The 25,135-nt window shown below is 36.6% G+C and carries 23 protein-coding genes, 4 tRNA genes and 3 rRNA genes; 18 read left to right on the top strand and 12 right to left on the bottom strand.

Translation table 11 applies throughout. From position 1 onward, the window contains the following. Positions 1-32 precede the first annotated feature (32 nt). From HA149_RS01775 to HA149_RS01765, 3 genes are all read left to right on the top strand, one after another. Positions 33-794, top strand: a complete 762-nt coding sequence (locus HA149_RS01775) for a muramidase family protein (RefSeq protein WP_209112467.1) — start codon at positions 33-35, stop codon at positions 792-794. A gap of 80 nt (positions 795-874) precedes the next feature. Next, positions 875-1,084, top strand: coding sequence for a photosystem I reaction center subunit IV (locus HA149_RS01770; RefSeq protein WP_011817817.1), 210 nt, complete (start codon positions 875-877; stop codon positions 1,082-1,084). 4 nt (positions 1,085-1,088) lie between these two features. Beyond that, positions 1,089-1,967, top strand: a complete 879-nt coding sequence (locus tag HA149_RS01765; protein WP_209112465.1) for a DNA-formamidopyrimidine glycosylase — start codon at positions 1,089-1,091, stop codon at positions 1,965-1,967. Positions 1,968-2,010: 43 nt separating this feature from the next. Here the strand turns inward: HA149_RS01765 and rrf are convergent. The 5 genes from rrf to HA149_RS01740 form a co-directional block, all read right to left on the bottom strand. Then, positions 2,011-2,127: ribosomal RNA gene (gene rrf / locus HA149_RS01760) — 5S ribosomal RNA — on the bottom strand. A gap of 64 nt (positions 2,128-2,191) precedes the next feature. Then, positions 2,192-5,067: ribosomal RNA gene (locus tag HA149_RS01755) — 23S ribosomal RNA — on the bottom strand. A gap of 256 nt (positions 5,068-5,323) precedes the next feature. Next, positions 5,324-5,396: transfer RNA gene (locus HA149_RS01750), tRNA-Ala, on the bottom strand. A gap of 12 nt (positions 5,397-5,408) precedes the next feature. Then, positions 5,409-5,482 (bottom strand) — tRNA-Ile (locus tag HA149_RS01745). 125 nt (positions 5,483-5,607) lie between these two features. After that, a 16S ribosomal RNA gene (locus HA149_RS01740) occupies positions 5,608-7,092 on the bottom strand. The 16S, 23S and 5S rRNA genes sit together here with 2 tRNA genes alongside, the layout of an rRNA operon. A gap of 602 nt (positions 7,093-7,694) precedes the next feature. On the opposite strand from HA149_RS01740, the gene HA149_RS01735 reads away from it, so the two are divergent. Next, positions 7,695-9,134: a glycoside hydrolase 100 family protein gene (locus HA149_RS01735; protein WP_209112463.1), complete on the top strand. Its 1,440-nt coding sequence runs from the start codon at positions 7,695-7,697 to the stop codon at positions 9,132-9,134. 2 nt (positions 9,135-9,136) lie between these two features. Here HA149_RS01735 and petD read toward each other — a convergent pair whose 3' ends face one another. Continuing rightward, positions 9,137-9,619, bottom strand: a complete 483-nt coding sequence (gene petD, locus HA149_RS01730) for a cytochrome b6-f complex subunit IV (RefSeq protein WP_002808353.1) — start codon at positions 9,617-9,619, stop codon at positions 9,137-9,139. 33 nt (positions 9,620-9,652) lie between these two features. After that, a complete protein-coding gene (gene petB / locus HA149_RS01725; RefSeq protein WP_209112461.1) occupies positions 9,653-10,309 on the bottom strand; it encodes a cytochrome b6 in 657 nt (218 codons plus the stop codon). A 71-nt stretch (positions 10,310-10,380) separates the two neighbouring features. Here petB and ctpZ point away from each other — a divergent pair, with 71 nt between their 5' ends. From ctpZ to HA149_RS01695, 6 genes are all read left to right on the top strand, one after another. Next, complete coding sequence (gene ctpZ, locus HA149_RS01720) at positions 10,381-11,670, top strand: carboxyl-terminal processing protease CtpZ (protein WP_209112459.1); 1,290 nt, start codon at positions 10,381-10,383, stop codon at positions 11,668-11,670. A gap of 37 nt (positions 11,671-11,707) precedes the next feature. Then, on the top strand, positions 11,708-12,964 hold the full coding sequence (locus tag HA149_RS01715; RefSeq protein WP_209112457.1) for an HD domain-containing protein: 1,257 nt from the start codon (positions 11,708-11,710) through the stop codon (positions 12,962-12,964). A 10-nt stretch (positions 12,965-12,974) separates the two neighbouring features. After that, a complete protein-coding gene (locus tag HA149_RS01710) occupies positions 12,975-13,637 on the top strand; it encodes a septum site-determining protein MinC (RefSeq protein ID WP_209112455.1) in 663 nt (220 codons plus the stop codon). Positions 13,638-13,747: 110 nt separating this feature from the next. After that, on the top strand, positions 13,748-14,563 hold the full coding sequence (gene minD, locus HA149_RS01705) for a septum site-determining protein MinD (protein ID WP_209112453.1): 816 nt from the start codon (positions 13,748-13,750) through the stop codon (positions 14,561-14,563). A gap of 1 nt (position 14,564) precedes the next feature. Beyond that, positions 14,565-14,900, top strand: coding sequence for a cell division topological specificity factor MinE (gene minE / locus HA149_RS01700; protein ID WP_209112451.1), 336 nt, complete (start codon positions 14,565-14,567; stop codon positions 14,898-14,900). A gap of 64 nt (positions 14,901-14,964) precedes the next feature. After that, positions 14,965-15,036: transfer RNA gene (locus HA149_RS01695), tRNA-Thr, on the top strand. A 178-nt stretch (positions 15,037-15,214) separates the two neighbouring features. On the opposite strand, the gene HA149_RS01690 is transcribed toward HA149_RS01695, so the two are convergent. The 4 genes from HA149_RS01690 to HA149_RS01675 all read right to left on the bottom strand — a co-directional run bounded on the left by HA149_RS01690 (position 15,215) and on the right by HA149_RS01675 (position 17,318). Then, positions 15,215-15,796: an L-threonylcarbamoyladenylate synthase gene (locus tag HA149_RS01690; RefSeq protein WP_209112449.1), complete on the bottom strand. Its 582-nt coding sequence runs from the start codon at positions 15,794-15,796 to the stop codon at positions 15,215-15,217. 23 nt (positions 15,797-15,819) lie between these two features. Beyond that, positions 15,820-16,689: a peptide chain release factor N(5)-glutamine methyltransferase gene (gene prmC, locus HA149_RS01685; RefSeq protein ID WP_209112447.1), complete on the bottom strand. Its 870-nt coding sequence runs from the start codon at positions 16,687-16,689 to the stop codon at positions 15,820-15,822. Positions 16,690-16,699: 10 nt separating this feature from the next. After that, on the bottom strand, positions 16,700-16,852 hold the full coding sequence (gene psbM, locus HA149_RS01680; protein ID WP_209112445.1) for a photosystem II reaction center protein PsbM: 153 nt from the start codon (positions 16,850-16,852) through the stop codon (positions 16,700-16,702). 103 nt (positions 16,853-16,955) lie between these two features. Further along, positions 16,956-17,318, bottom strand: a complete 363-nt coding sequence (locus HA149_RS01675; protein WP_209112443.1) for a 2Fe-2S iron-sulfur cluster-binding protein — start codon at positions 17,316-17,318, stop codon at positions 16,956-16,958. Positions 17,319-17,540: 222 nt separating this feature from the next. Between HA149_RS01675 and psbB the strand changes: the two genes are divergently transcribed. The 7 genes from psbB to HA149_RS01640 all read left to right on the top strand — a co-directional run bounded on the left by psbB (position 17,541) and on the right by HA149_RS01640 (position 23,755). Then, positions 17,541-19,064, top strand: a complete 1,524-nt coding sequence (psbB, locus tag HA149_RS01670; RefSeq protein ID WP_209112441.1) for a photosystem II chlorophyll-binding protein CP47 — start codon at positions 17,541-17,543, stop codon at positions 19,062-19,064. Positions 19,065-19,087: 23 nt separating this feature from the next. Beyond that, a complete protein-coding gene (locus HA149_RS01665; protein WP_032527597.1) occupies positions 19,088-19,186 on the top strand; it encodes a photosystem II reaction center protein T in 99 nt (32 codons plus the stop codon). Between the two features lie 101 nt (positions 19,187-19,287). Next, entirely contained in the window at positions 19,288-19,767 is a 480-nt protein-coding gene (nrdR, locus tag HA149_RS01660) for a transcriptional regulator NrdR (RefSeq protein WP_209112439.1), read from the top strand. A 109-nt stretch (positions 19,768-19,876) separates the two neighbouring features. Continuing rightward, entirely contained in the window at positions 19,877-20,968 is a 1,092-nt protein-coding gene (locus HA149_RS01655) for a 30S ribosomal protein S1 (RefSeq protein ID WP_209112437.1), read from the top strand. 138 nt (positions 20,969-21,106) lie between these two features. Then, a complete protein-coding gene (metK, locus tag HA149_RS01650) occupies positions 21,107-22,345 on the top strand; it encodes a methionine adenosyltransferase (RefSeq protein ID WP_209112435.1) in 1,239 nt (412 codons plus the stop codon). Positions 22,346-22,360: 15 nt separating this feature from the next. Continuing rightward, positions 22,361-23,590 carry an FGGY-family carbohydrate kinase gene (locus tag HA149_RS01645; RefSeq protein ID WP_209112433.1) on the top strand — a complete coding sequence of 410 codons (1,230 nt, stop codon included), beginning with the start codon at positions 22,361-22,363 and terminating at the stop codon, positions 23,588-23,590. 92 nt (positions 23,591-23,682) lie between these two features. Then, positions 23,683-23,755: transfer RNA gene (locus HA149_RS01640), tRNA-Phe, on the top strand. Positions 23,756-23,844: 89 nt separating this feature from the next. Here the strand turns inward: HA149_RS01640 and HA149_RS01635 are convergent. Further along, positions 23,845-24,264: a hypothetical protein gene (locus HA149_RS01635; protein ID WP_209112431.1), complete on the bottom strand. Its 420-nt coding sequence runs from the start codon at positions 24,262-24,264 to the stop codon at positions 23,845-23,847. 147 nt (positions 24,265-24,411) lie between these two features. On the opposite strand from HA149_RS01635, the gene HA149_RS01630 reads away from it, so the two are divergent. Further along, positions 24,412-25,047: a TVP38/TMEM64 family protein gene (locus HA149_RS01630; protein WP_209112429.1), complete on the top strand. Its 636-nt coding sequence runs from the start codon at positions 24,412-24,414 to the stop codon at positions 25,045-25,047. Positions 25,048-25,135 lie beyond the last annotated feature (88 nt).

The following is a 25,135-nucleotide window of genomic DNA, read 5'->3' as shown; positions in this document are numbered from 1 at the left end:
TAAAGATTATCTTTAAGTAAATAGTGAGTTTTATGAAATTTGCATTTTTAGTAATTGTCATATTTATTAATTTTTTTAATCACTCATTGATAAAATCAGAAGAAAAGATATTTTCAGCAAAAAATAAAGTTGAGAATATTGCTAGAAAAGAATCAATTACTGAAGAAAAAACTGAAATAAAAAAAATTCATATTGTAAAAAGAGGAGATACAATATTAGGCATTGCAAAATACTACTCAATAAATAAAGATTTAATTATTAAATGGAATAACTTAAAAGACGAAAATAATATCTTTGTTGGCCAAAATCTTATTATCTCCGAATCTACTGAAAAGCTTACAAAACAATCAGATTTAATAAATAATTATCATATTGTTCAAACTGGTGAAAATCTGACAGAGATATCAAACAAATATAATTTAAAAGTAATCGATCTGATAGAGATTAATAATCTCAATAATCCTGATTCAATAAAAGTCGGTCAAAAACTCATAATAAGAAAAAATAACATAATTAATTCAGAAAATCATGAAACAACTGAAAATAAAAAAAATAATGACTTACTTGAGTTAGATAAAAAAATTTATGGTCCTTTAATTATCCAAAGTAAATCATATAAAGAAATTAAAGGTAGAAAAGTTTTAAACGTACTAAACCAAGAAAATAAAAAACTGATTATTTCAATCAATTGTAATACAAATGAATTAGATGTAAGAATACCTGGCAAGAAATGGATGGGAAGTAAGCCTGCTAAAGAAGAATTCGAAAATAATTTAATAAATGATTTTTGTTAAAACTTTTAATTAATATGTGTGAATAATTTGTCTAAGAATATTAATGATGAGTTATTCTACAAAAAGTTAAATTAATAGTAATGGCAATTTCAAGAGGAGATCTCGTAAGAGTAAAAAGACCAGAATCATATTGGTACAATGAAATAGGTAAAGTTGCTTCAGTTGATACCTCAGGTATTAAATATAACTGTGTAGTCAGATTCGATAAAGTAAATTACGCTGGGATTAGCGGAACTGATGGTGGAGCAAATACAAATAATTTCGCTGAAAGTGAATTAGAGAAAGCTTAAATAATTGCCTGAATTACCTGAAGTAGAAACTGTTCGTAGAGGTTTAGAGAAAAAACTTAATAACTTTATTATTAAAAAAGTAGAAGTCTGTAGGGATTCAACTGTTGCATTCCCAACAAACAAAAAAGAATTCATTAAAGGACTTCGCAACTCACTTATTTATAAATGGGATAGAAGAGGAAAATATTTAATAGCTGAATTAAAAAAAGTTCAAAATGAGAATGCTCAATTTCCTCTAGAAAATTCGCAAAATAACGGATTTCTTGTAGTTCATTTAAGAATGACAGGATATTTTAAATTTATTGCAAACTCAAGTCATCCTTGTAAACATACAAGAATAAGATTTTTCGATAAAAATAATAATGAGCTTAGGTACATTGACTTAAGAAGTTTTGGTCAAATGTGGTGGATTAATAAAGACCTATCGCGTAACAAAATAATTAAAGGATTAGGTTCATTAGGACCAGAACCATTTTCTAAAGACTTTGATGCAAATTACCTTAAGAAAGTTATTTCAAAAAAAACAAAATCTATAAAAGCAATTTTATTAGATCAAACAATAGTGGCAGGCATAGGTAATATTTATGCTGATGAAAGTTTATACTCTGCTGGCATCGCGCCTTTTAGGGAAGCTCGAACAATAAAGAAGAATGAGTTATTCAAGCTCAAAGAATCAATCGTAACTGTATTAAAAAAAAGTATAGGTTCTGGGGGGACTACATTTAGCGATTTTAGGGACCTAGAAGGAGAGAATGGGAATTTTGGTTTACAAACAAATGTCTATAGGAGAACTGGAAAAGAATGTCGTAAATGCGGAAATTTAATTGAAAGACAAAAAATTACTGGGAGAAGTACCCATTGGTGTCCTCAATGCCAAAAATAAAAAAGGGCTTACTCAAGAAGAGTAAACCCTTTTAAATATTTTTACCTGGCATTGAGCTATTTTCTCAAGGGGCTACCCCCTAAATATTTTCGCCGCTGATGCGTTTCACAACCGAGTTCGAGATGGATCGGAGTGGTTCCACATCGCCATGAACACCAGGATAGTGTGAACCTTGAGAACTGCATAGAAAATTATATAAATTAAAAACAACAAATTAAGTTTATTTGGTCAAGCCCTCGGTCTATTAGTACTCCTCCGCTGCACTTGTTACCAAGCTTCCACGTAGAGCCTATCAACGGGTGTTCTTCCCGTGACCTTACTGGCTTAAGCCATGGCAATACTCATCTTGAGGTGGGCTTCCCACTTAGATGCTTTCAGCGGTTATCCACTCCGCACATGGCTACCCAGCGTTTACCGTTGGCACGATAACTGGCACACCAGAGGTGCGTTCCTCCCGGTCCTCTCGTACTAGGGAGAAATCCTCTCAATATTCCTGCGCATACACCGGATATGGACCGAACTGTCTCACGACGTTCTGAACCCAGCTCGCGTACCGCTTTAATGGGCGAACAGCCCAACCCTTGGGACCGACTTCAGCCCCAGGTTGCGATGAGCCGACATCGAGGTGCCAAACCTCCCCGTCGATGTGAACTCTTGGGGGAGATCAGCCTGTTATCCCTAGAGTAACTTTTATCCGTTGAGCGACGGCCCTTCCACGCAGAACCGTCGGATCACTAAAACCGACTTTCGTCCCTGTTCGACTTGTAGGTCTCACAGTCAAGCTCCCTTCTGCTTTTGCACTCAACGACTGATTTCCAACCAGCCTGAGGGAACCTTTGTGCGCCTCCGTTACCTTTTAGGAGGCGACCGCCCCAGTCAAACTGCCCATCAGATACTGTCCGCTTCCCGGATAACGGGAAAGCGTTAGAACCCTAGCTCTAAAAGAGTGGTATCTCACCGATGACTCAATAGTACCCACAAGCACTATTTCAACGTCTCCCACCTATTCTGCGCATTCAGAGCCCGAGCACAATATCAAACTACAGTAAAGCTTCATAGGGTCTTTCTGTCCGGGTGTATGTAGTCCGCATCTTCACAGACAATTCTATTTCGCCGAGCCTCTCTCCGAGACAGCGCGCAAATCGTTACACCTTTCGTGCGGGTCGGAACTTACCCGACAAGGAATTTCGCTACCTTAGGACCGTTATAGTTACGGCCGCCGTTCACCGGGGCTTCAGTCGCCAGCTTCACTAAAAGCTAACCAGCTTCCTTAACCTTCCGGCACTGGGCAGGTGTCAGCCCCCATACATCGTCTTGCGACTTAGCGGAGACCTGTGTTTTTGGTAAACAGTCGCTTGCGCCTCTTCACTGCGACCAGCTCTCGCTGGCACCCCTTCTCCCGAAGTTACGGGGCCATTTTGCCGAGTTCCTTAGAGAGAGTTATCTCGCGCCCCTCGGTATTCTCTACCACCCCACCTGTGTCGGTTTCGGGTACTGGCATTTGTGTCTTAACGAGTATAGGGCTTTTCTTGGAAGCATGACATCACCAACTTCGCTGCCGTAGCAGCTCGTACTCACGCCTTAGCTCAAGATGTTTTCTCCATCTCTCAAAGCCTCGAACGCTTGAACCAGTAACCAACATCTGGCCTGGCTAGCCTTCTCCGTCCCCCTTCTCAAAACACATCTGGTACAGGAATATTGACCTGTTATCCATCGACTACGCCTTTCGGCCTCGCCTTAGGTCCAGACTAACCCTCCGCGGACGAGCCTGCCGGAGGAACCCTTAGGGTTTCGGGGCATGGGATTCTCACCCATGTTTTCGCTACTCAAGCCGACATTCTCACTTCTATGCTGTCCACGTCCGCTTACGCTAACGCTTCACCCTACATAGAACGCTCCCCTACCATAAATAAATTTATCCGCAGCTTCGGTATAACGCTTAGCCCCGTTCATTTTCGGCGCAGGATCGCTCGACCAGTGAGCTATTACGCACTCCTTTGAGGATGGCTGCTTCTAGGCAAACCTCCTGGTTGTCTGGGCAATCCCACCTCCTTTATCACTTAGCGTTAATTTTGGGACCTTAGCTGGCGGTCTGGGCTGTTTCCCTCTTGACTATGGAGCTTATCCCCCACAGTCTGACTGCCTAGTTACACACAGGGTATTCAGAGTTCATATCGATTTGGTACCGCTTTCGCAGCCCGCACCGAAATGGTTGCTTTACCCCCCTGCTGGAGCACTAGACGCTACGCCTCAACGTATTTCGGGGAGAACCAGCTAGCTCCTGGTTCGATTGGCATTTCACCCCTAACCACAGCTCATCCGCTGAATTTTCAACTTCAGTCGGTTCGGACCTCCACTTGGTATCACCCAAGCTTCATCCTGGCCATGGTTAGATCACCAGGGTTCGGGTCTATAAACACTGACAAACGCCCTATTAAGACTCGCTTTCGCTGTGGCTCCACCATTTCCGGTTTAACCCGCCAGTGCCTATAAGTCGCCGGCTCATTCTTCAACAGGCACACGGTCACCCGATTAGTCGGGCTCCCATTGCTTGTAAGCTCACGGTTTCATGTTCTATTTCACTCCCCTCCCGGGGTTCTTTTCACCTTTCCCTCGCGGTACTGTTTCACTATCGGTCACACAGTAGTACTTAGCCTTACGAGGTGGTCCTCGCAGATTCACACGGAATTCCACGTGCTCCGTGCTACTCGGGATACAGCTAGGTCAACTTGTCTTTCGATTACGGGGCTTTCACCCTCTGTGGCACGCCATTCAAACGTTTCTTCTAGACTTGTTGATCCATATTGCTGTCCCACAACCCCGATAGTCAAGACTATCGGTTTGGGCTGTTCCCCGTTCGCTCGCCGCTACTGAGGGAGTCGTTATTTACTTTCTCTTCCTCCAGCTACTAAGATGTTTCAGTTCGCTGGGTTAGCTCGCACCAACCTATATATTCAGTTGGCCGTACATGGGGTTGCCCCATTCGGAAATTCCCGGATCAAAGTGTGTTTCCAACTCCCCGAGACTTATCGCAGGTAACCACGTCCTTCATCGCCTCTGTGTGCCTAGGTATCCTCCGTGAGCCCTTTGTAGCTTGACCAATAACTTCAAAATTGAAGCATCAGCTTAATAGAATTGTTATTAATGCTTTCGCACAAATAATAAATCTGCATCATTAAAGATGCTTATTGTCTTTAAAAATAATCTATGCAGTTGTCAAGGTTCTCTGAAAACAATGAAAATAATTCAATGAGTCCAGCATCTTAATGATTTCACTAGGAAGCTAGATTCGTTCAGAATTTGATCACAACACACAACATTTCCTTTATATAAATTATGGAAGAGGTGGTAATCAGTGGAGGTAAGCGGACTCGAACCGCTGACATCCTGCTTGCAAAGCAGGCGCTCTACCAACTGAGCTATACCCCCAACATAGAGATATGGGCCATCCTGGACTTGAACCAGGGACCTCACCCTTATCAGGGGTGCGCTCTAACCACCTGAGCTAATGGCCCAGGAAAAATAATGGGTGTGACCTAGAAAAACTTAGGAAATGAAATTCTTAATAAATTAAGAACGTGAGATACCGATCGACCTAAGGTGACAAAATAATAATATTAAACATTTTGTTGTCTCCCTGTTAGGAGGTGATCCAGCCGCACCTTCCGGTACGGCTACCTTGTTACGACTTCACCCCAGTCATTAGCCCCACCTTCGGCGTCCTCCTCCACAAGGGTTGGAGTAACGACTTCGGGCATGGCCAACTTCCATGGTGTGACGGGCGGTGTGTACAAGGCCCGGGAACGTATTCACCGCAGTATGCTGACCTGCGATTACTAGCGATTCCTACTTCACGTAGGCGAGTTGCAGCCTACGATCTGAACTGAGCCACGGTTTATGGGATTTGCTAGCTCTCGCGAGTTTGCTGCCCTTTGTCCGTAGCATTGTAGTACGTGTGTAGCCCAGGGTGTAAGGGGCATGATGACTTGACGTCATCCACACCTTCCTCCGGTTTATCACCGGCGGTCTTTCTAGAGTGCCCAACTAAATGCTGGCAACTAAAAACGTGGGTTGCGCTCGTTGCGGGACTTAACCCAACATCTCACGACACGAGCTGACGACAGCCATGCACCACCTGTCACTGCATTCCCGAAGGCACCCTCAAATTTCTAAGAGGTTCGCAGGATGTCAAACCCTGGTAAGGTTCTTCGCGTTGCATCGAATTAAACCACATACTCCACCGCTTGTGCGGGCCCCCGTCAATTCCTTTGAGTTTCACACTTGCGTGCGTACTCCCCAGGCGGAACACTTAACGCGTTAGCTACGACACCGAAGGGGTCGATTCCCCCGACACCTAGTGTTCATCGTTTACGGCCAGGACTACAGGGGTATCTAATCCCTTTCGCTCCCCTGGCTTTCGTCCATGAGCGTCAGTAATGGCCCAGCAGAGCGCCTTCGCCACTGGTGTTCTTCCCGATATCTACGCATTTCACCGCTACACCGGGAATTCCCTCTGCCCCTACCATACTCAAGCCTTTCAGTTTCCACTGCCATGATGGAGTTAAGCTCCACGCTTTAACAGCAGACTTGAAAAGCCGCCTGCGGACGCTTTACGCCCAATAATTCCGGATAACGCTTGCCACTCCCGTATTACCGCGGCTGCTGGCACGGAATTAGCCGTGGCTTATTCCTCAAGTACCGTCATATCTTCTTCCTTGAGAAAAGAGGTTTACAGCCCAGAGGCCTTCGTCCCTCACGCGGCGTTGCTCCGTCAGGCTTTCGCCCATTGCGGAAAATTCCCCACTGCTGCCTCCCGTAGGAGTCTGGGCCGTGTCTCAGTCCCAGTGTGGCTGATCATCCTCTCAGACCAGCTACTGATCGAAGCCTTGGTGAGCCATTACCTCACCAACTAGCTAATCAGACGCGAGCTCATCCTCAGGCGAAATTCATTTCACCATTAGGCATATGGGGTATTAGCGGTCGTTTCCAACCGTTATCCCCCTCCTGAGGGCAGATTCTCACGCGTTACTCACCCGTCCGCCACTAACCCGAAGGTTCGTTCGACTTGCATGTGTTAAGCACGCCGCCAGCGTTCATCCTGAGCCAGGATCAAACTCTCCGTTGTGTTCAAATCCTTTTGTAGATAAATCTACTCAATTTGAATTGCTTTATCCAAATAAAAACTTTAGTTTATGTATTTAGTTTCAGCCTCCTTAAATTTTAAGGATTACATTGAGTGCACATTAAAAATATTTCTAAAGTGACTTTCCAAGATCTCAGATCCGTTTGCATCAAAGCCAAAAGTTAGCAATTGATGACATTTTTTATATATACTTGACGGGACCTCACACCTTTATTGCATGAACATCGTGAAAAAACTAAAAAAATTTAGTTATTCTTGACGCAATAAAAGCATCAGTTCCTAAGTTTTTAAATTTTCTAGGTGCAGAGTTATACAACAAGTGAATAACTCACTTCGAAGGGAAAACCCTTCTACTGGCTGAAAATAATGATCGGAATCAAATCTCCAAAAGATTCATTCATTTACCAAAAATCAGATTTAAGGTAATTGACTAAATAATGCAAAAAGAATATTTTTGCCCAGAAGAAAATACTAAACCATCCCACTGTAATTTTGCAACCTTTTATACAAAAATTTTTTATTAATTTTTTATTTGTTCAAAGTCTATTTAAACAACTAGGCTTAAATAAAGGGATATAAATGAAATGGCAGAAAGATTTAGTCAAAAAAATTTAAGAGTAAGACCAAGTTCAGATGAAGAGAAAATTGTAACAAATGCAAAAAAACACTTCGAAAAGACTTTGGTTGAAATATCAGGCGAGTTAGTGGGAAGCGTTGCTGCACTGGAACACCCTACAAAAAATAAAAAACTAAATTATGGAGAAATATTTTTAAGAGACAACGTTCCTGTAATGATTTACCTCATTACCCAAAAACGGTACGAAATTGTCAAAAAGTTCTTAAGTGTATGCCTTGAGTTACAAAGCACTAATTACCAAACACGTGGCGTCTTTCCAACTAGTTTCGTTGAAGAGAATGGAAAGCTCATTGGAGACTATGGTCAGAGATCAATAGGCAGAATTACTTCAGCTGATGCAAGTTTATGGTGGCCCATTTTATGTTGGTATTATGTCAACAAAAGCGGCGATCATGCCTTTGGGAAAAGTCAAAGCGTTCAAAGAGGAATTCAACTTCTACTAGATTTAGTTCTACATCCAACATTTGAGGGTACTCCAGTACTTTTTGTTCCAGATTGCGCATTTATGATTGATAGACCTATGGATGTATGGGGCGCACCTCTAGAAGTTGAAGTTTTACTTCATGGATGTTTAAAAAGTTGTATAAACTTAATGGAATTAAGTAGAGCAGATCATGTTAGTAGACTTTTAGACCAAAGATTAATTCTTACAAATCAATGGGTTAAGGATTTAGGTAGTTTTCTTTTAAAACATTATTGGGTTACCAGCCAAACAATGCAAATTTTAAGAAGAAGGCCTACTGAGCAGTATGGTGATGATCAACACTTCAATGAATTTAACGTTCAACCTCAAGTTGTTCCCTCATGGTTACAAGATTGGTTAGAGAATAGAGGTGGTTACTTAATAGGAAATATTAGGACAGGAAGGCCAGACTTTCGATTTTACAGTTTAGGGAATTCTTTAGCATGTATGTTCGATGTACTGCCTCCAGAAGAACAAAGAGCTTTATTTAGATTAGTTTTACATAACAGACAGCATTTGATGGCTCAAATGCCTATGAGAATTTGTCATCCTCATATGGATGTAGAAGAATGGCAAAATAAAACCGGATCGGATCCAAAGAATTGGCCTTGGAGTTACCACAACGGTGGACATTGGCCAAGTTTACTTTGGTTTTTTGGGGCAGCCGTCCTATTGCATCAAAAAAATTATGGTTCTGATGATGTGATTCTCATGGAAGAAATGAAATCTTTAGTAGAGGAATCATATTGGTGTCAACTTAATCAATTGCCTAAGCAAGAATGGGCAGAATATTTTGATGGTCCTACTGGTACTTGGGTTGGACAACAATCAAGAACTTATCAAACATGGACAATTGTTGGTTTTTTGTTAATGAATCATTTCCTAAGAAATGAGTATAACGATATAGATATGTTAAAAATTTAAGCCTAAAATAATCCTAAAGTTAGTGATTTATCAATAGGCAAGCATGCTCCAATACCAAGATATATTGTTAGAAAAGTCCCAAATAAGAAAACAGACATTGCTATTGGTCTCCTAAATGGATTAGAAAATTTATTAACGTTTTCGATAAAGGGTAAAATCATTAATCCAAGTGGAATTAATGTTTGAAGTGCAATTCCCAAAAGCTTATTAGGAACTACCCTAAGTATTTGAAAAACTGGGTATAAGTACCATTCTGGAAGGATTTCTAAAGGGGTAGCGAATGGATTTGCCTTGTCTCCTAGCATTGCAGGATCGAGAACTGCTAGTCCAACTACGCAGGCGATAGTACCTAAAATAACTACTGGGAATATATATAGTAAATCATTTGGCCAAGCAGGCTCACCATAATAATTATGGCCCATACCTTTTGCTAGTTTTGCTCTTAATTTTGGGTCAGATAAATCTGGTTTTTTTAACGTAGACATAAGGAAGTCTTGTAATGAATTAATTATAAAAGTTTATAAGGGTCCTGAAATACCTTGTTTACGAATCATTAAGAAGTGCATCAACATAAAGACTGCTAAAGACCATGGCAAAACAAAAGTATGAAGACTATAAAATCTTGTAAGAGTTGATTGCCCAACACTTTCTCCACCTCTAAGAAGTTCGACCATGAAATCTCCAATTACTGGTATGGCAGCAGGCACACCTGAAACAATTTTGACTGCCCAGTAACCCACTTGATCCCAAGGTAAAGAATATCCAGTTACTCCAAAAGCTACTGTTATGACAGCCATTACAACACCTGTCACCCAAGTTAATTCTCTTGGCCTTTTGAAACCACCGGTAAGATAAACTCTAAAAACATGAAGAATTAACATCAAAACCATCATTGATGCACTCCATCTATGAACAGATCTTATTAACCATCCAAAACTTACATCGGTCATTAAATAACTTACTGAACTATAGGCTTGAGTAACTGTTGGCTTATAGTAAAAAGTCATTGCAAAACCTGTTGCAAATTGAATTAGGAAGCATACTAAAGTTATGCCACCTAAACAATAAAAAATGTTTACGTGAGGGGGTACGTACTTGGAAGTTACGTCGTCAGTTATGTCTTGAATTTCAAGTCTTTCTTGAAACCAGTCATAAACAGATGAAGAATCGGCCATCCAAAAAAAATTTAGCTTTGATATAAAGAGCTTACTTAAAATTCTTATACTTGGTGTTAACACTTAACCCAATGAATTCATCTTTTAACAAACTTTTAACATTCAAAACTTTGATCACTGTATTAATGATCATTGTTTTTTCTACCAATCTTTTTTTGATTGAAAAAGTGTATGCTCTCAGTGATGCCAAGCAATTAGTGCTTGACGCTTGGACCTTGGTGAATGAGGGATTTTATGACCCAGATAAGTTTGAAGAAATACAATGGAAGAGAATTAGACAAAAAACATTACAGAAACAAATTGAAACAACTGAAGAGGCTTATTCTTCAATTGAAAACATGTTAAGACCTCTAGAAGATCCCTATACAAGAATTTTACGTCCAAAAGATTATGAGCTCCTTAAATCAAGTAATTTTGGCAGTGAAATAAATGGTGTAGGGCTCCAATTAGGTGAAGATAATGATAATAACAAAATAAAAGTTATCTCAACTCTTGGCGGATCACCTGCTGAAGAAGCTGGAATAATCAGTGGGGATTTCATAGAGAAAGTGGATGGAATTCCATCCAAAGAATTAGGCCTTGCTAATACAGCCTCTAAGTTAAGAGGTGAATCAGGGACCAAAGTTTTAGTTGAAATATCTTCGGAATCAGGAGAAATCAGGGAAGTCGATTTAGAAAGGAGATCGGTAGATCTTAGGCCAGTTAGAACAAAGAGACTAAGAGACGATTCTCACACAATAGGATATTTAAGAATAACCCAATTCAGCGAAAGCGTACCAAAAAAAGTTGAAGAGGCACTTCAAGAGTTAAAAGAAAAAGAGGTAGAGGGGTTAATCTTGGATCTTAGAAATAATTCAGGGGGGCTAGTAAGTTCAGGAATAGCAGTTGCCGACTCATTATTAAGTGAGAAACCTGTTGTTGAGACAAAAAATAGAAATGGAATCAAAGATGCAATAATTTCTCAAAAAGAAACATCTTATGATGGCCCAATGGTGACTCTTGTTAATAAAGGCACTGCCAGTGCAAGTGAAATACTTGCTGGTTCTTTACAAGATAATGGCAGATCAATTCTTATGGGAGAAAAAACTTATGGGAAAGGTTTAATTCAATCCTTAAAAAGTTTGGGAGAGGAAAGTGGTATTGCTATAACAGTTGCTAGTTACTTAACTCCCAAAGGTAATAATATTCAAGGCCAAGGTATGACGCCCGATAAATTACTTGATCTTCCAGATGCAAGTGAATATGGAAATGCTGACGATAAATGGGTTAGGAATGCAGAACTATTTCTCGAGTCGCTATTAGAAAAAGAAGAAGTTTCAGTTCAAACTATTGAATTAAGTAATGAAGAAATAGAAACTTGATATGTCAAAGAGTTGAATATAAAAAATCTTAAAAGCTATGAGTTTTAAAAGAACTTTTCATGATCCAATTCATAAAGAAATAGTATTTGATGCAGGAAAGCCTGAAGAATTAATGATTATTGAATTAATTGATACAATTGCATTTCAAAGACTAAGAAGAATAAAACAATTAGGATCTGCATCATTACTTTTTCATGGTGCAGAATCAAGTAGATTTACCCACTCAATTGGTGTGTTTTGTATAGCTAGAAAAATATATCAGAGATTAATTGAAAGTGAATCTTCATTTTGTAAAAATAAATTTGTTCTTTATGGAGCAGCTTTATTACATGATTTAGGTCATGGACCTTTAAGCCATACCAGTGAAGAAATATTCGATCATAATCACGAACAATGGTCTCAAAACTTAGTTAAAAATTATTCTCCAATAAATTCAATACTCAAAAAGTATGACAACGAATTACCGGGCCAAATTGGAGAATTATTTCAATCAAAACAACTTTTTTCAAAACCTTTAAAAACATTGATTAGCAGTGAGATAGATTGTGATCGTCTCGATTATCTTTTACGCGACAGTTACAACACAGGTACTAATTATGGCTTAGTAGATTTAGAAAGAATCATTTCGGCTCTTACTTTTTCACCTGATGGAAATATCGGGATCAAACCAAAAGGAGTTATCGCTATTGAGCATTTCCTAGTACTAAGAAACTTGATGTACAGAACAATATACAATCACAGAATAAACGAAATATCAACATGGATTCTGGAAAAAATAGTTTATACAATAAAAAATAATTTTGAAAAGAAAATTTGGTTAGATAATTCTCTACATAAATGGATATTTTCTCCTGAGAAGGTTGATTTTGATGATTTCATAAGAAATGATGATGTAACCTTTTTCTATCACTTGATTAGATGGAAAGATGAATCTTTTGAGCCACTTTCTACACTTTGCAAAATGTTTATTGACAGAGAATTATTAAAGGCATCAGACATAAGTTTTTTAAGTAAAATTAATAGATTAAAAATCTTTGCATTTGCAAGAAAATTATGTGAAAAGAATGGTTTTAATTCGGAAATATTTTGTGGGATTAAGGAAAGGTCTTTTAAAGGTTTTGAATCTAACAATGCGCTAAAAATATGGGACGGAAATTATCAAAGCTCATTAGAAAATAATTCTGCATTAATAAAAACTTTAATGAGATCTGAGGAAAGCTCTTTTATTATTTATCCAGGTATGATCAAAAAAGAAATCACAAATGAAATTTTATTAATTAAAAATAATTCCTAAATTATATTCAATGGAAATCGTTATAAATAACACTAAAAGTAAATTTTTAGAAATTTTTTCTTTGTTAGATTTTGATAATATTCATGAAACTTTTAAAAAATTTTCTTCCATAAAGGGACCTCTGGAAGCAAAAATTTTCTCAACAAATGAATCAATAAGTTCTCATCAATTATCAAAATTAAAGAAATTTTTTGGCAAAATTAATATTTCTTCCCTATGCATTTACTCAAATAACAGAGAAACAATATTAAGTGGAAAGTCTTTAAAAATAAATTCAACTTTTATGAAAGAGCAAGAAATTAAAAATAAATTACTTTTGTTCAATTTAAAAAATAAAGACGATATTTTTTACAAAGGAACAGTACGATCAGGTGACAGAATATCTTCAAATGGAAACCTATGCATTATTGGAGATGTTAATGCAGGAGCAATAGTTTCAGCTAAGAAAAATATTTACGTTTGGGGCAAATTACTAGGGATCGCATTCGCTGGGAAAAATGGAAATAGAAATGCCTCTATCGCATCACTTTATCTAAACCCTTTACAGTTACGCATTGCGGATGTGATAGCCATTGGACCGAAGGAAAAGCCCAAAAATCTTTATCCAGAAATTGCCGTTATAGATAAACAAACGATAATTATCAAACCACACCAAATCGAACCTAAAAATTAATCAATTATTTGAAAAAATTAATTAAAACTAGATAAATTTAAGAATTACTTAATCTTTAAAATATTTAACTTTCTGCAAGTGGCTTTATTATTTGTAAAATCCTTAAAAACGTGGGGAAAAATACTCGCACAATATTAATTTGTTCAGGTAAAGGAGGTGTTGGTAAAACCACTTTAACTGCAAACTTAGGCATAGCTCTTGCTAATAGCGGAGCAACAACTGCTGTTTTAGATGCTGATTTTGGCTTAAGAAATTTAGATCTTCTTCTAGGATTAGAAAATCGCATCATCTATACTGCTCAAGATGTTCTGGATAAGAATTGTCGTCTTGACCAAGCATTGGTAAGGCATAAAAAGGAACCTAATCTTGCTCTTCTACCTGCTGGGGATCCAAGAATGTTGGATTGGATGAAGCCCGAAGATATGAAAAAAATAAGCGAACTGCTTAGTGAGAAATTTGATTTTGTCTTAGTAGATTGTCCTGCTGGTGTAGAAGATGGCTTTAAAAATGCTCTTGCAGCTTGTAAAGAAGCTATTGTTGTAACTAACCCGGAATTATCTGCAGTACGCGACGCCGATAGAGTAATAGGAATTCTTAATACTTCTGACATTGAACCTATCCAGCTTGTAATCAACAGAGTTCGCCCCAACATGATGGCAAGTCAAGAAATGCTATCTATCGATGATGTCCAAGGGATACTTTCTTTGCCTTTGTTAGGAATTGTTTTAGAAGATGAACAGGTAATAATAAGTACAAATAGAGGAGAGCCACTAACACTAACAGATGGTAGATCTCCTGCAAAAAAATGTTATTTGAATGTTTCTCAGAGACTTACTGGAGATGACGTACCAATTATTGATCCAAAAAATGAAGGTAAAAGTCTTAAAGATAAATTCATGAGATTAATGCAAACAAAGGTTTTTTAAAATGATGACCCTCAGAGATCTTATAAACAAGTTACTAGGCAGAGAAACGGCTAGTGCCAACACTGCTAGAGAAAGATTACAACTTGTACTTGCTCATGACAGAGTTGATATGAGTTCTTTAACAACTGATCTTTTGGATAAGATGAGGAATGAAATACTAGATGTTGTTGCAAAATACGTTGAGATTGATTTTGAAGAGGTGGCAGTAAGTTTAGAGACGGAGGACAGAATGACTGCATTAGTAGCAAATTTACCAATCAAAAGAACTGTTACAGGTGAAATAAAGTTTAAAAAAAATGATAAGAATGATAAAAGTGAAAAAGATATCAAAAAGTAATAAATTTTAAAAAGCCCCAAAAAATACTAAGATTGATACACCTTAATTGTAAGATAGTTATTATGCCGGCTTAGCTCAGCGGTAGAGCAGCGCTTTTGTAAAGCGAAGGTCATCAGTTCAAATCTGTTAGCCGGCATTTTGATTTATTTAATTCTGTTCAATATTTTTTGTCGAAAATAAAAAAATCAAACCTAACAGAGCAATGATAGGAAATAATCTAATTTCTAGTACATACTCTAAAAAAGAAGCAAGGGGTTCAAATATCCAATAACTTAAAAATTGAATTAATAAAACCAAAAATAATAACAAAAACATTAATGCAATTCCTTAACTAATACTTCTCCTTCTCTAATCAGCCTCCAATTACCACTTTTCTTCCAGAATATAATAGTACTAGCTTTTCCACTACTTTTCCCCCAGGGGACAGGGCCTAGAATTTCAACAGAAGGGAAGTCTATAGCAATACTTTCATATGTAATTGATCCTTCAAAACCTGAAATATTTGCACTCGAAGTTAACAATGGTCCCGTTTTTCTCATGAGGGATTGGGCCATATGTGAATTTGGAATTCTCAACCCAAGACTAAGATCATTGCTTGTGATGATTGTAGCCTGCTTTTCTGAGGCAGGAATAACCATAGTCAGAGCTCCTGGCCAATATTTTGAAGCTATATTTTCGTAATCCTCTTTTGCTGATTCGTGGACATAATCGATTAATTGTTTGTATTCTGATCCCATAAGAATTAATGGTTTATCTCTATCTCTTTTTTTAAATTCGTAAATAATATTTGAAAATTCTGGCAAGCATCCAATTGCAGGTAATGTGTCAGTTGGGAAAATTATAGGTAAACCACTTTTAAGAGTCTTTAGAGCGGAGTTGCAGTCTATTAAATTCATCTAGATTGTTAACCTATGATAATTTATTTATATCTTCCAATGGTAAACCTACCAATTCCTGAAAGATCTTTCAAAATTTCTATTGATGTAAATTTATTTTTAATAAGTAGTTGTTTTACTTCTTCACTTTGATCAAAATGATTCTCTAAAATCAGCCAACCATTCTCTTTTAAAAATAATGGTGCTTTTTGTATTATTTCCCTAATATGTTTTAAACCATCTTCGCCGCCTAATAAAGCAACTTTAGGTTCGAAATTCTTAACTTCTTTAGGTAATTTTTCATAAGTATCTCTTGGAATATATGGCGGGTTTGAAATAGCGAAGTCTAATTTTCCTTTAAAACTTTCAAGAGGTGACCACCAATTTCCACAATAAAATTTCAAATTTGATTTTTTAGAAGAATTTACAAAATTTTTAATGGCTATTTCTAATGCCTCTTGATTTATGTCAGTTGCTACTCCCTCGCTCAATGGATAAGCCAATGCCAAAGCAATACTAATTGCACCTGATCCAGTTCCTAATTCAGCAAAAAATAATTTTTCTGATTTTTTTCGAAATATATTTAAAACGATATCAACTATGAGCTCTGTTTCTGGTCTGGGAATGAGTACTTTTTTAGTAACTTTGAGTTTTAAGTCTCTCCAAAAAGTTATTCCACAGAGATATTGGATAGGAGTGGAATTTAATAAATGGTCTTTCCAAATAGATTCCAAGAAATCTAAGTCTTTTCTTAAATACAAATTATCTCCAGAATTAATCCTAGATAAATTGAGATCACTATTTGATATTCCGCCTACAGAATCAAGTAAAAGAGCAAAAGATTGATAATCTCCCCCTTTAGAAAGTTGTATTTTTTTCCAAAATAAAAATTCTTTTACAGAAATGCTAGGCATTTATGAAAGTTTAGCTTTTTGGGCCAAGCTTACCTTTACCAGATTCTGAGTAGAAGCTTGATTTTTCGCCATCTTGAGTGGAAATAAATAAACCTATAAGGAATATTGTTGGTACCCCAACAAATAGAAGACTTGCTACGAATCCAAAATTAGTAGTTTCCATTTAAATTAACTATTCTAATAAGTATTAAGACTATAGACATTTAACTTGAACTAAAGTGGAAAAATCAATAAATATTATCAACTGATTAACAGTCTTAAACAATTTAGCGAGGTAATTTTTTATTTTCACTATTTTTTTTAAGTTCTTCTAAGTTTGAAGGAGGAGATTGTGGTTTTGTTAAAATTACTGCAGAGGATTTTATTAAAGTCTGACATGCAAGTCGCCAATTTTCTGGTCTATTTTTAAGTTTTTCTTCTTCAACAGAAGTTTGTGGACTTAAGGAATTATTGCTTCCTCCTTCAACAGAAACAAAACAGGTACTACACTGTCCTGCCCCTCCACAGTTTCCTAAAATACCTTTTAATCCATAAAGTTGTAAGTTCTCTTTCATTACTAGTTCCCTTAAATTTTCACCAGGATTGCATTGAACCTCTAAATCCTCACGGATGAATCTAATAGTTGCCATTTTTTTAGTTATTTTTCTTATTTTGGCGTTTTACTTTGAGAATTGTGACCAAAATATTAACATTTTTTAGCGAAAAATTCCTTGAAAGCCCAGTAATGCAAAGTGATTTACCCAATTTTTGCAAGAAAATAAATTTATTTACAAAAATCCCTGAAAGACTAAAAAACCCTTACTATCGTGATGTTTAGCTGTTTATACAGCATAGTTACTAGAAATTAACCGATGGGATTGCCTTGGTATCGAGTTCACACAGTAGTTATTAATGACCCAGGTCGACTACTTGCTGTGCATCTTATGCATACTGCATTATTAGCCGGCTGGGCCGGCTCAATGGCTCTTTATGAATTAGCCATTTTTGATCCATCTGATGCTGTTCTCAATCCTATGTGGAGACAGGGAATGTACGTTATGCCTTTTATGGCTAGACTTGGTATCACAAGCAGTTGGAACGGATGGGATATAACTGGTGCTACAGGAGTTGATCCCGGATTCTGGAGTTTTGAAGGGGTTGCCGCAGCACACATTGTATTTAGCGGATTATTGATGTTGGCCTCTATATGGCACTGGACTTACTGGGACTTAGATTTATGGGAAGATTCAAGAACAGGTGAGCCAGCTCTCGATCTGCCAAGAATATTTGGAATTCATCTTCTTCTAGCTGGACTTACATGCTTTGGCTTTGGAGCTTTTCACTGCGCAAACGTGGGGATTTGGGTTTCTGACCCTTATGGCTTAACTGGTCACGTAGAACCTGTGGCACCTTCTTGGGGAGTAGAAGGATTTAACCCTTTTAATCCAGGAGGTATAGTAGCGAATCATATTGCGGCAGGACTTATGGGTATTATTGGAGGTATTTTTCATATCACCAATAGACCTGGAGAAAGACTTTATAGAGCATTAAAACTTGGAAGTCTCGAAGGAGTCCTAGCCAGTGCTTTAGCTGCTGTATTATTTGTATCTTTTGTTGTTTCAGGAACAATGTGGTACGGTTCAGCAACAACCCCAGTAGAGCTTTTTGGTCCTACCAGATATCAATGGGATTCAGGCTATTTCAAAACTGAAATTAATAGAAGAGTACAATCTGCTATAGATAATGGTGCCACTAAATCAGAGGCATATGCATCTATTCCAGAGAAATTAGCTTTCTACGATTATGTTGGGAATAGTCCAGCTAAAGGAGGCCTATTTAGAGTTGGAGCTCTTGTTAATGGTGATGGATTACCAACTGGTTGGCAAGGTCACATTGCTTTTCAAGATAAGGAAGGTAACGAATTAGAAGTTAGAAGGATTCCTAATTTCTTTGAAAACTTCCCTGTTATTCTTGAAGACAAAGAAGGTAACGTAAGGGCAGATATTCCATTTAGAAGAGCCGAAGCGAAGTATTCATTTGAACAAACTGGCATCACAGCAACTATCTATGGAGGAGACTTAAATGGTCAAACATTTACTGATCCTGCAGTAGTAAAAAGATTAGCTAGAAAAGCGCAGCTTGGAGAAGCTTTCAAGTTTGACAGAGAAACTTATAAATCTGACGGTGTATTCCGAAGTTCCCCAAGAGCATGGTTTACATATGCACATCTATGTTTCGGATTGCTATTCTTGTTTGGCCACTGGTGGCATGCTTCAAGAACTCTTTACAGAAATTCATTCGCTGGAATTGACGCTGAGATTGGTGACCAAGTTGAATTTGGTTTATTCAAGAAGCTTGGTGACGAATCCACAAGAAGAATCCCAGGAAGGGTTTAATTTAAACTTTATTACTTAATCTTATGGAAGCTTTTGCTTACGTTCTTATTTTAACTCTCGCAGTTGTTACTTTATTCTTTGCTGTCGCCTTTAGAGATCCACCTAAATTCGATAAAAAATGAACTTATAAAAAGACCTCTTTAACAAGGGGTCTTTTTATTTTACTTTTCATAATTAGCATTTTACTCTACTATTAGAGTTACAGTTAATCTAATTTCACTACATGCAGTGTCCAAACTGTCAAAACACAGATAGCAGAGTTTTGGAATCAAGATCTGCCGATACTGGTAAAAGTGTTCGAAGAAGAAGAGAGTGCTTAAATTGCAGCTTTAGATTTACAACTTATGAAAGAGTTGAAACGATGCCAGTTTCAATAATCAAAAAAGACGGTAGCAGAGAATTATTTGATAAACAAAAATTATTTACCGGTATATCAAGAGCTTGCGAAAAGACTAACTTCAGCAGTGAAGCAATTATTAATTTCGTAGATGGAATTGAATCTCAAATCGTTCAAGACTCTAACAAAGATATTAAATCTTCTCAAATCGGAGAATTAATACTTAAAAATCTTAGGAAAGAAAACGAAGTAGCCTATATAAGATATGCCTCAGTTTACAGAAAATTTAATGGGGTAAAAGATTTTATTTCTACTCTTGAATCTCTAAAAGTAAGTTCAAAAAACCAATTAGCTTCAATTTTATAAAATTCAGCATCTTAAAGTGTAGAATAAGTAGCACAAATGTTTTTTGCTATTGGTTTGCAGGCTAGTAGCATTCCTTTCTAACTACCTTAGGTAGTCTGCGACATAACAAATGAACGAAAATTCTTCCCAAACCATTAAAGAAATTCCTGAGGAACAAGAAATTAAAAATTCTTCTGAGTTAAATAACGATTCAGCATCCCAAAATGAGGAAGATTTATCATTCAAGAAGAGCGATATACCTTCAGCAGATTCTTCCTCTAGCAGAACAAATAAAGATTTTGATAATGCAGGATTCACACAAGAGGAATTTGCATCACTTTTGGGTAAGTATGACTATAACTTTAAGCCTGGCGATCTAGTTAAAGGTACTGTTTTTGCTTTAGAGCCCAAAGGGGCCATGATTGATATAGGGGCGAAAACAGCTGCCTTCATGCCTGTTCAGGAGGTTTCAATAAATAGAGTAGAGGGACTGAATGATGTTTTACAACCTTCAGAAAGTAGGGAATTTTTCATAATGAGTGAAGAAAATGAAGATGGCCAATTAGCCCTCTCCATTAGAAGAATTGAATATCAAAGAGCATGGGAAAGGGTTAGACAACTACAAAAAGAAGATGCAACTATATACTCTGAAGTTTTTGCAACAAACAGGGGAGGAGCTCTTGTGAGGGTGGAAGGCTTGCGAGGTTTTATCCCAGGCTCTCATATAAGTGCTAGAAGAATAAAAGATGACTTGGAAGGTGAATATCTACCTTTAAAATTTCTTGAAGTTGATGAAGAGAGAAATAGATTAGTACTAAGTCATAGAAGAGCTTTAGTTGAGAAAAAAATGAACAGACTTGAGGTAGGTGAAGTTGTTGTTGGTTCAGTAAAAGGTATTAAACCTTATGGAGCCTTTATTGATATTGGTGGAGTCAGTGGTCTATTGCACATTTCCGAGATTAGTCATGAACATATTGAGACTCCTCATAATGTTTTAAATGTGAATGATGAAATGAAAGTCATGATAATAGACCTGGATTCGGAAAGAGGACGAATTTCATTATCCACTAAAGCACTTGAACCTGAACCAGGGGATATGTTAACTGACCCTCAAAAAGTTTTTAGTAAAGCTGAAGAAATGGCTGCGAAATACAAGCAAATGTTATTTGAACAAACTGACGATAATGAAGAGACCCCCATAGCTTCAGTTGAAACAGTATAAATTCAATTATTTATTTTTGAACGAATATCTGAACTTAAAGCAGTTTATAGTTGTCTAAGTATTTTTTTTAATTTACAATAATTGATTTGTAACGATAGTCTAATTTAGGATATAGTCTAATTTCAAAATTATTTGTAAATGAGTGATTTCATTTTCACTTCTGAATCCGTAACTGAAGGTCATCCTGACAAGATATGTGATCAAATTAGTGACGCTGTTTTAGATGCTTTATTGACAGAAGATCCAGAAAGCAGAGTTGCATGCGAAACTGTTGTAAATACTGGTCTTTGTTTACTTACTGGAGAAATAACTTCAAAAGCAAAAGTCGATTACATAAAACTTGTTAGAAATGTAATTAAAGAAATTGGATATGAAGGCTATAAAGCAGGTGGTTTTGATGCAAATAGTTGTGCTGTTTTAGTAGCACTTGATGAGCAATCACCAGACATTTCACAAGGAGTAAATGACGCAGATGATGTTAACGATGATTTGGAAGACAATACCGGAGCTGGTGACCAAGGCATAATGTTCGGCTATGCATGCGATGAGACGCCTGAATTAATGCCCTTACCGATAAGCTTAGCTCATAGATTAGCCATTCAACTTGCCAAAGTGAGGCATGAAGAAGTCCTTAGTTATCTACTCCCTGATGGGAAAACTCAAGTAAGCATTGATTACGAAAAAGGTTTACCAGTTTCTATTAATACAATTTTAATTTCAACTCAACATAATCCTGAGATAGATGGGATAACAAATGAAGAAGAAATTCGTCAAAGAATAAAAGAAGATTTATGGAGTCATGTTGTAATTCCTGCTACTGAAGATTTAGAAATCAAACCAAGCATTAGCCAAACAAGATTTCTAGTAAACCCCACTGGGAAATTTGTCGTAGGGGGGCCCCAAGGAGATGCGGGGCTCACTGGCAGAAAAATTATTGTAGATACTTATGGTGGATATGCAAGACACGGAGGAGGGGCATTTTCTGGTAAAGATCCCACAAAAGTAGATAGATCAGCCGCTTATGCCGCACGTTATGTAGCTAAAAGCATAGTTAAGGCGAAATTGGCAAAAAAAGCAGAAGTACAATTAAGTTATGCTATTGGAGTGGCAAAACCAATTTCCATTCTCGTGGAAACTTTTGATACAGGTGTTATTTCACAAGCTAATTTGACTGAGCTAATTAAAGAGCACTTTGATTTAAGACCCGCAGCAATAATAAAAGAATTTAACTTAAGAAACCTACCCAAAAAAATGGGAGGCAAATTTTTTAGAAAGACTGCATCCTATGGACATTTTGGCAGAAGAGATCTTGAGCTCCCATGGGAAAATGTAGAAGAAAAAGCAGCCCAATTAGCTGAGGCTTCCAAGATTTTTTAATAAAATATTTTTTCTATGCCTGAAAATTTTTATGGAGGGTTAGATTTTGGAACCAGTGGTGCAAGAATATCAATAATTAATTTTCATAAGAAATTAGTATATTCAAATTCAGTACCTTATTCATACAGCTTTAAGAATCCAAATTCTTGGATCAATTCTTGTGAGAATCTCTTAGCTAGTTTACCTATTGAGGTGAAAATTAACCTTAATAAATTGGCTATCTCCGGTACCTCAGGAACTTTAACAGCATCAAATTTGCAAGGAGAGCCGCTAGGAGAAGCAATACCTTATGACCAAGCATGTAGCGAAAATAAGATCCTTCTTGAATCACTAACTCCTGAAGAAGATTATCTGCGAACTCCATATAGTAGTCTTGCTAAAGCATTAAAATTAATAGATAAATATGGGACAAATATACTTTTACGACATCAATCTGATTGGATCACTGGTTGGTTTTTAAAAGATTGGACTTATGGAGAAGAAGGTAATAATCTAAAACTTGGTTGGGATCTAAAAAAAGAATCATGGCCAAAAAGCTATCTCAATGCTTCATGGCAAAAATGCCTACCTCAAATAATAAAAAGTGGGGAAATTATTGGAGAAGTGAATTGTGATTTAGCAGAGAGATTTAACTTGAATAAGAAATTAATATTAATCTCAGGCACCACTGACTCTAATGCAAGTGTAATAGCTGCAGGTTTAGGTAAAGAAGATGGTCTCACAGTTTTAGGAACAACTCTTGTAGTTAAGAAAATCATTGATAAACCTATAAAAAAAGAAGGAATTACAAACCATAGATTAAACGGCGATTGGATATGTGGAGGGGCATCAAACGCGGGATGTGGTATCTTATCTCAATTCTTCTCTGATTTAGAAATAAAGGAGCTCAGTCGACAAATAAATCCATCGAAAAAAACTTCTTTAAATCTTTTACCTCTTAATAGTAAAGGAGAGAGATTTCCTGTTAATAATTCTAATTTAGAGCCAATACTTGGTCCAAGGCCAGTAAGCGACTCACTTTATTTACATGCATTATTCGAGGGGCTAGCTAAGATCGAATTGAAAGGATGGGAAAAGCTAGGAGAACTAACAGGTTCACTTCCAAAAAAAATTATTACTATTGGTGGAGGTTCAAAAAACCCACAGTGGAGAAAAATAAGAGAAAAAATTATTAATATACCCATAGTTTCATGCAAAAAAACTACTTCATTTGGTACTGCCTTGTTGGCGATTAATTCAAAATAAAAGTTTTTTTAGAATATTTGATGAAGATATAAAATTTTTAATTAAAAGGGTTTCACAAACTACACATCTTAATTTAGAGTATATAGGTTAGAGCCGGGATAGCTCAGTTGGTAGAGCAGGCGACTGAAAATCGCCGTGTCCCCAGTTCAAATCTGGGTCCTGGCACCTTTAAAACCCTTTCCTAGAGAGGGTTTTATACTTTTAAATCATTGAGAACTAGTTATTTTTTCGTATTTTTTTATAACTTAAAATTTTTAGTTTTCGACTCTGCAGACTTGACCAATAACACCCAAAATCAGTTTATCTCCATTTGGATCTTGCCAATTAGCTAAATCATTGAAATTACTATTTGCTTCATCTATTGAGACATCAACATCTCTAAATGATTTTTCAAAACAATTTATATCCATGGTATAGAGAATATCCTTAGTAATTTCACTTTTTGTTTTGGGAATAAATTTACTCAATACTCTTACAGAACCATCCTCATTCCTTTTTATACTTTGCCTATCCCATAACTGCTCTCCGTATTCACTTTTAGGGACTCCAACCCATTCATGAGGCAAAGCTTCTGATTTTTTTATTGAAATACAAAAGAAAACGATAATCGAAAGGACTAAATTAATGATATTTCTAAAAAATATTGAATTAACTTTATTCATAGAATTAATCATGACTACTTATGGAATACAAAAATTTTTTATTAGTAGGAAATATAAGATTAAAAATTTGTAAAAATTTTTATTGAATAGTATTTCTATTATAGATAGAATCAAATATTAAATTAAGAATTTACTTCCAATAAATTTATTAGAAAAATAATGAATAAAATACAGAAATTTCTCTCAGTAGTTTTTTTTATAGCAATATTTGTAGTATTGATTTATTTCATCCAAAATTATGGGATTGAACCTCTAAGGAATAAAATAGAAAGTATGGGGATTTGGGCTCCTTTTGGAATATTCATACTCAGAGGAGTAAGTATTATTTTACCTGCCCTTCCAAGTTCAGCTTATTCTCTGCTAGCTGGTTCATTACTAGGATTTCAAAAAGGTTACATGACAATAATCTTTTCTGATATCGTTTTTTGCCAAGCTGCTTTCTTTATCGCAAGAAATTATGGTCGGGTTCCTGTACGTAATTTAGTAGGCCCGAAAGCAATGCAAAAGATTGAAAGTTTTAATCAAAACCAGCTAGAAGAAAATTTCTTTCTTATGACAGGTCTACTAATGACTGGCCTTTTTGATTTTCTAAGCTACGCAATTGGTATTGGAGGAACTCGCTGGAAAATATTTACTCCTGCATTAATAATAAGTCTTCTAATCAGTGACTCTATACTAGTAGCAGTAGGAGCTGGAGTTAGCCAGGGAGCAGGATTATTTCTAGGGATTGCTCTATTGGGAATGTTTGCTTTAGCGACTATTTCAGGATTGGCAAAAAATAAAATGCCTAAATAACAAAACAGTTGGTAATTCTGTAAACAAAGAAGAAAGATATGACATTTTCGCAAACAATAACTATATAAATAATGATTCATGCAAGAAT

It is taken from the genome of Prochlorococcus marinus XMU1406 (assembly GCF_017696055.1).
Taxonomy (GTDB): Bacteria; Cyanobacteriota; Cyanobacteriia; order PCC-6307; family Cyanobiaceae; genus Prochlorococcus_A; species Prochlorococcus_A marinus_W.
This window is presented reverse-complemented; position numbering and strand designations above follow the sequence as displayed.

What these genes read in the sequence shown, in the direction of transcription:
- HA149_RS01770 (WP_011817817.1), top strand. Translation starts at nt 875, where the DNA reads ATGGCAATTTCAAGAGGAGATCTCGTAAGAGTAAAAAGACCAGAATCA.
- nrdR (WP_209112439.1), top strand. Translation starts at nt 19,288, where the DNA reads ATGCAGTGTCCAAACTGTCAAAACACAGATAGCAGAGTTTTGGAATCA.
- petB (WP_209112461.1), bottom strand. Translation starts at nt 10,309, where the DNA reads ATGGCCGATTCTTCATCTGTTTATGACTGGTTTCAAGAAAGACTTGAA.
- HA149_RS01735 (WP_209112463.1), top strand. Translation starts at nt 7,695, where the DNA reads ATGGCAGAAAGATTTAGTCAAAAAAATTTAAGAGTAAGACCAAGTTCA.
- petD (WP_002808353.1), bottom strand. Translation starts at nt 9,619, where the DNA reads ATGTCTACGTTAAAAAAACCAGATTTATCTGACCCAAAATTAAGAGCA.
- HA149_RS01715 (WP_209112457.1), top strand. Translation starts at nt 11,708, where the DNA reads ATGAGTTTTAAAAGAACTTTTCATGATCCAATTCATAAAGAAATAGTA.
- HA149_RS01655 (WP_209112437.1), top strand. Translation starts at nt 19,877, where the DNA reads ATGAACGAAAATTCTTCCCAAACCATTAAAGAAATTCCTGAGGAACAA.
- HA149_RS01635 (WP_209112431.1), bottom strand. Translation starts at nt 24,264, where the DNA reads ATGATTAATTCTATGAATAAAGTTAATTCAATATTTTTTAGAAATATC.
- ctpZ (WP_209112459.1), top strand. Translation starts at nt 10,381, where the DNA reads ATGAATTCATCTTTTAACAAACTTTTAACATTCAAAACTTTGATCACT.
- psbB (WP_209112441.1), top strand. Translation starts at nt 17,541, where the DNA reads ATGGGATTGCCTTGGTATCGAGTTCACACAGTAGTTATTAATGACCCA.
- minE (WP_209112451.1), top strand. Translation starts at nt 14,565, where the DNA reads ATGATGACCCTCAGAGATCTTATAAACAAGTTACTAGGCAGAGAAACG.
- HA149_RS01675 (WP_209112443.1), bottom strand. Translation starts at nt 17,318, where the DNA reads ATGGCAACTATTAGATTCATCCGTGAGGATTTAGAGGTTCAATGCAAT.
- HA149_RS01645 (WP_209112433.1), top strand. Translation starts at nt 22,361, where the DNA reads ATGCCTGAAAATTTTTATGGAGGGTTAGATTTTGGAACCAGTGGTGCA.
- psbM (WP_209112445.1), bottom strand. Translation starts at nt 16,852, where the DNA reads ATGGAAACTACTAATTTTGGATTCGTAGCAAGTCTTCTATTTGTTGGG.
- HA149_RS01710 (WP_209112455.1), top strand. Translation starts at nt 12,975, where the DNA reads ATGGAAATCGTTATAAATAACACTAAAAGTAAATTTTTAGAAATTTTT.
- HA149_RS01665 (WP_032527597.1), top strand. Translation starts at nt 19,088, where the DNA reads ATGGAAGCTTTTGCTTACGTTCTTATTTTAACTCTCGCAGTTGTTACT.
- metK (WP_209112435.1), top strand. Translation starts at nt 21,107, where the DNA reads ATGAGTGATTTCATTTTCACTTCTGAATCCGTAACTGAAGGTCATCCT.
- HA149_RS01775 (WP_209112467.1), top strand. Translation starts at nt 33, where the DNA reads ATGAAATTTGCATTTTTAGTAATTGTCATATTTATTAATTTTTTTAAT.
- prmC (WP_209112447.1), bottom strand. Translation starts at nt 16,689, where the DNA reads ATGCCTAGCATTTCTGTAAAAGAATTTTTATTTTGGAAAAAAATACAA.
- HA149_RS01690 (WP_209112449.1), bottom strand. Translation starts at nt 15,796, where the DNA reads ATGAATTTAATAGACTGCAACTCCGCTCTAAAGACTCTTAAAAGTGGT.
- HA149_RS01630 (WP_209112429.1), top strand. Translation starts at nt 24,412, where the DNA reads ATGAATAAAATACAGAAATTTCTCTCAGTAGTTTTTTTTATAGCAATA.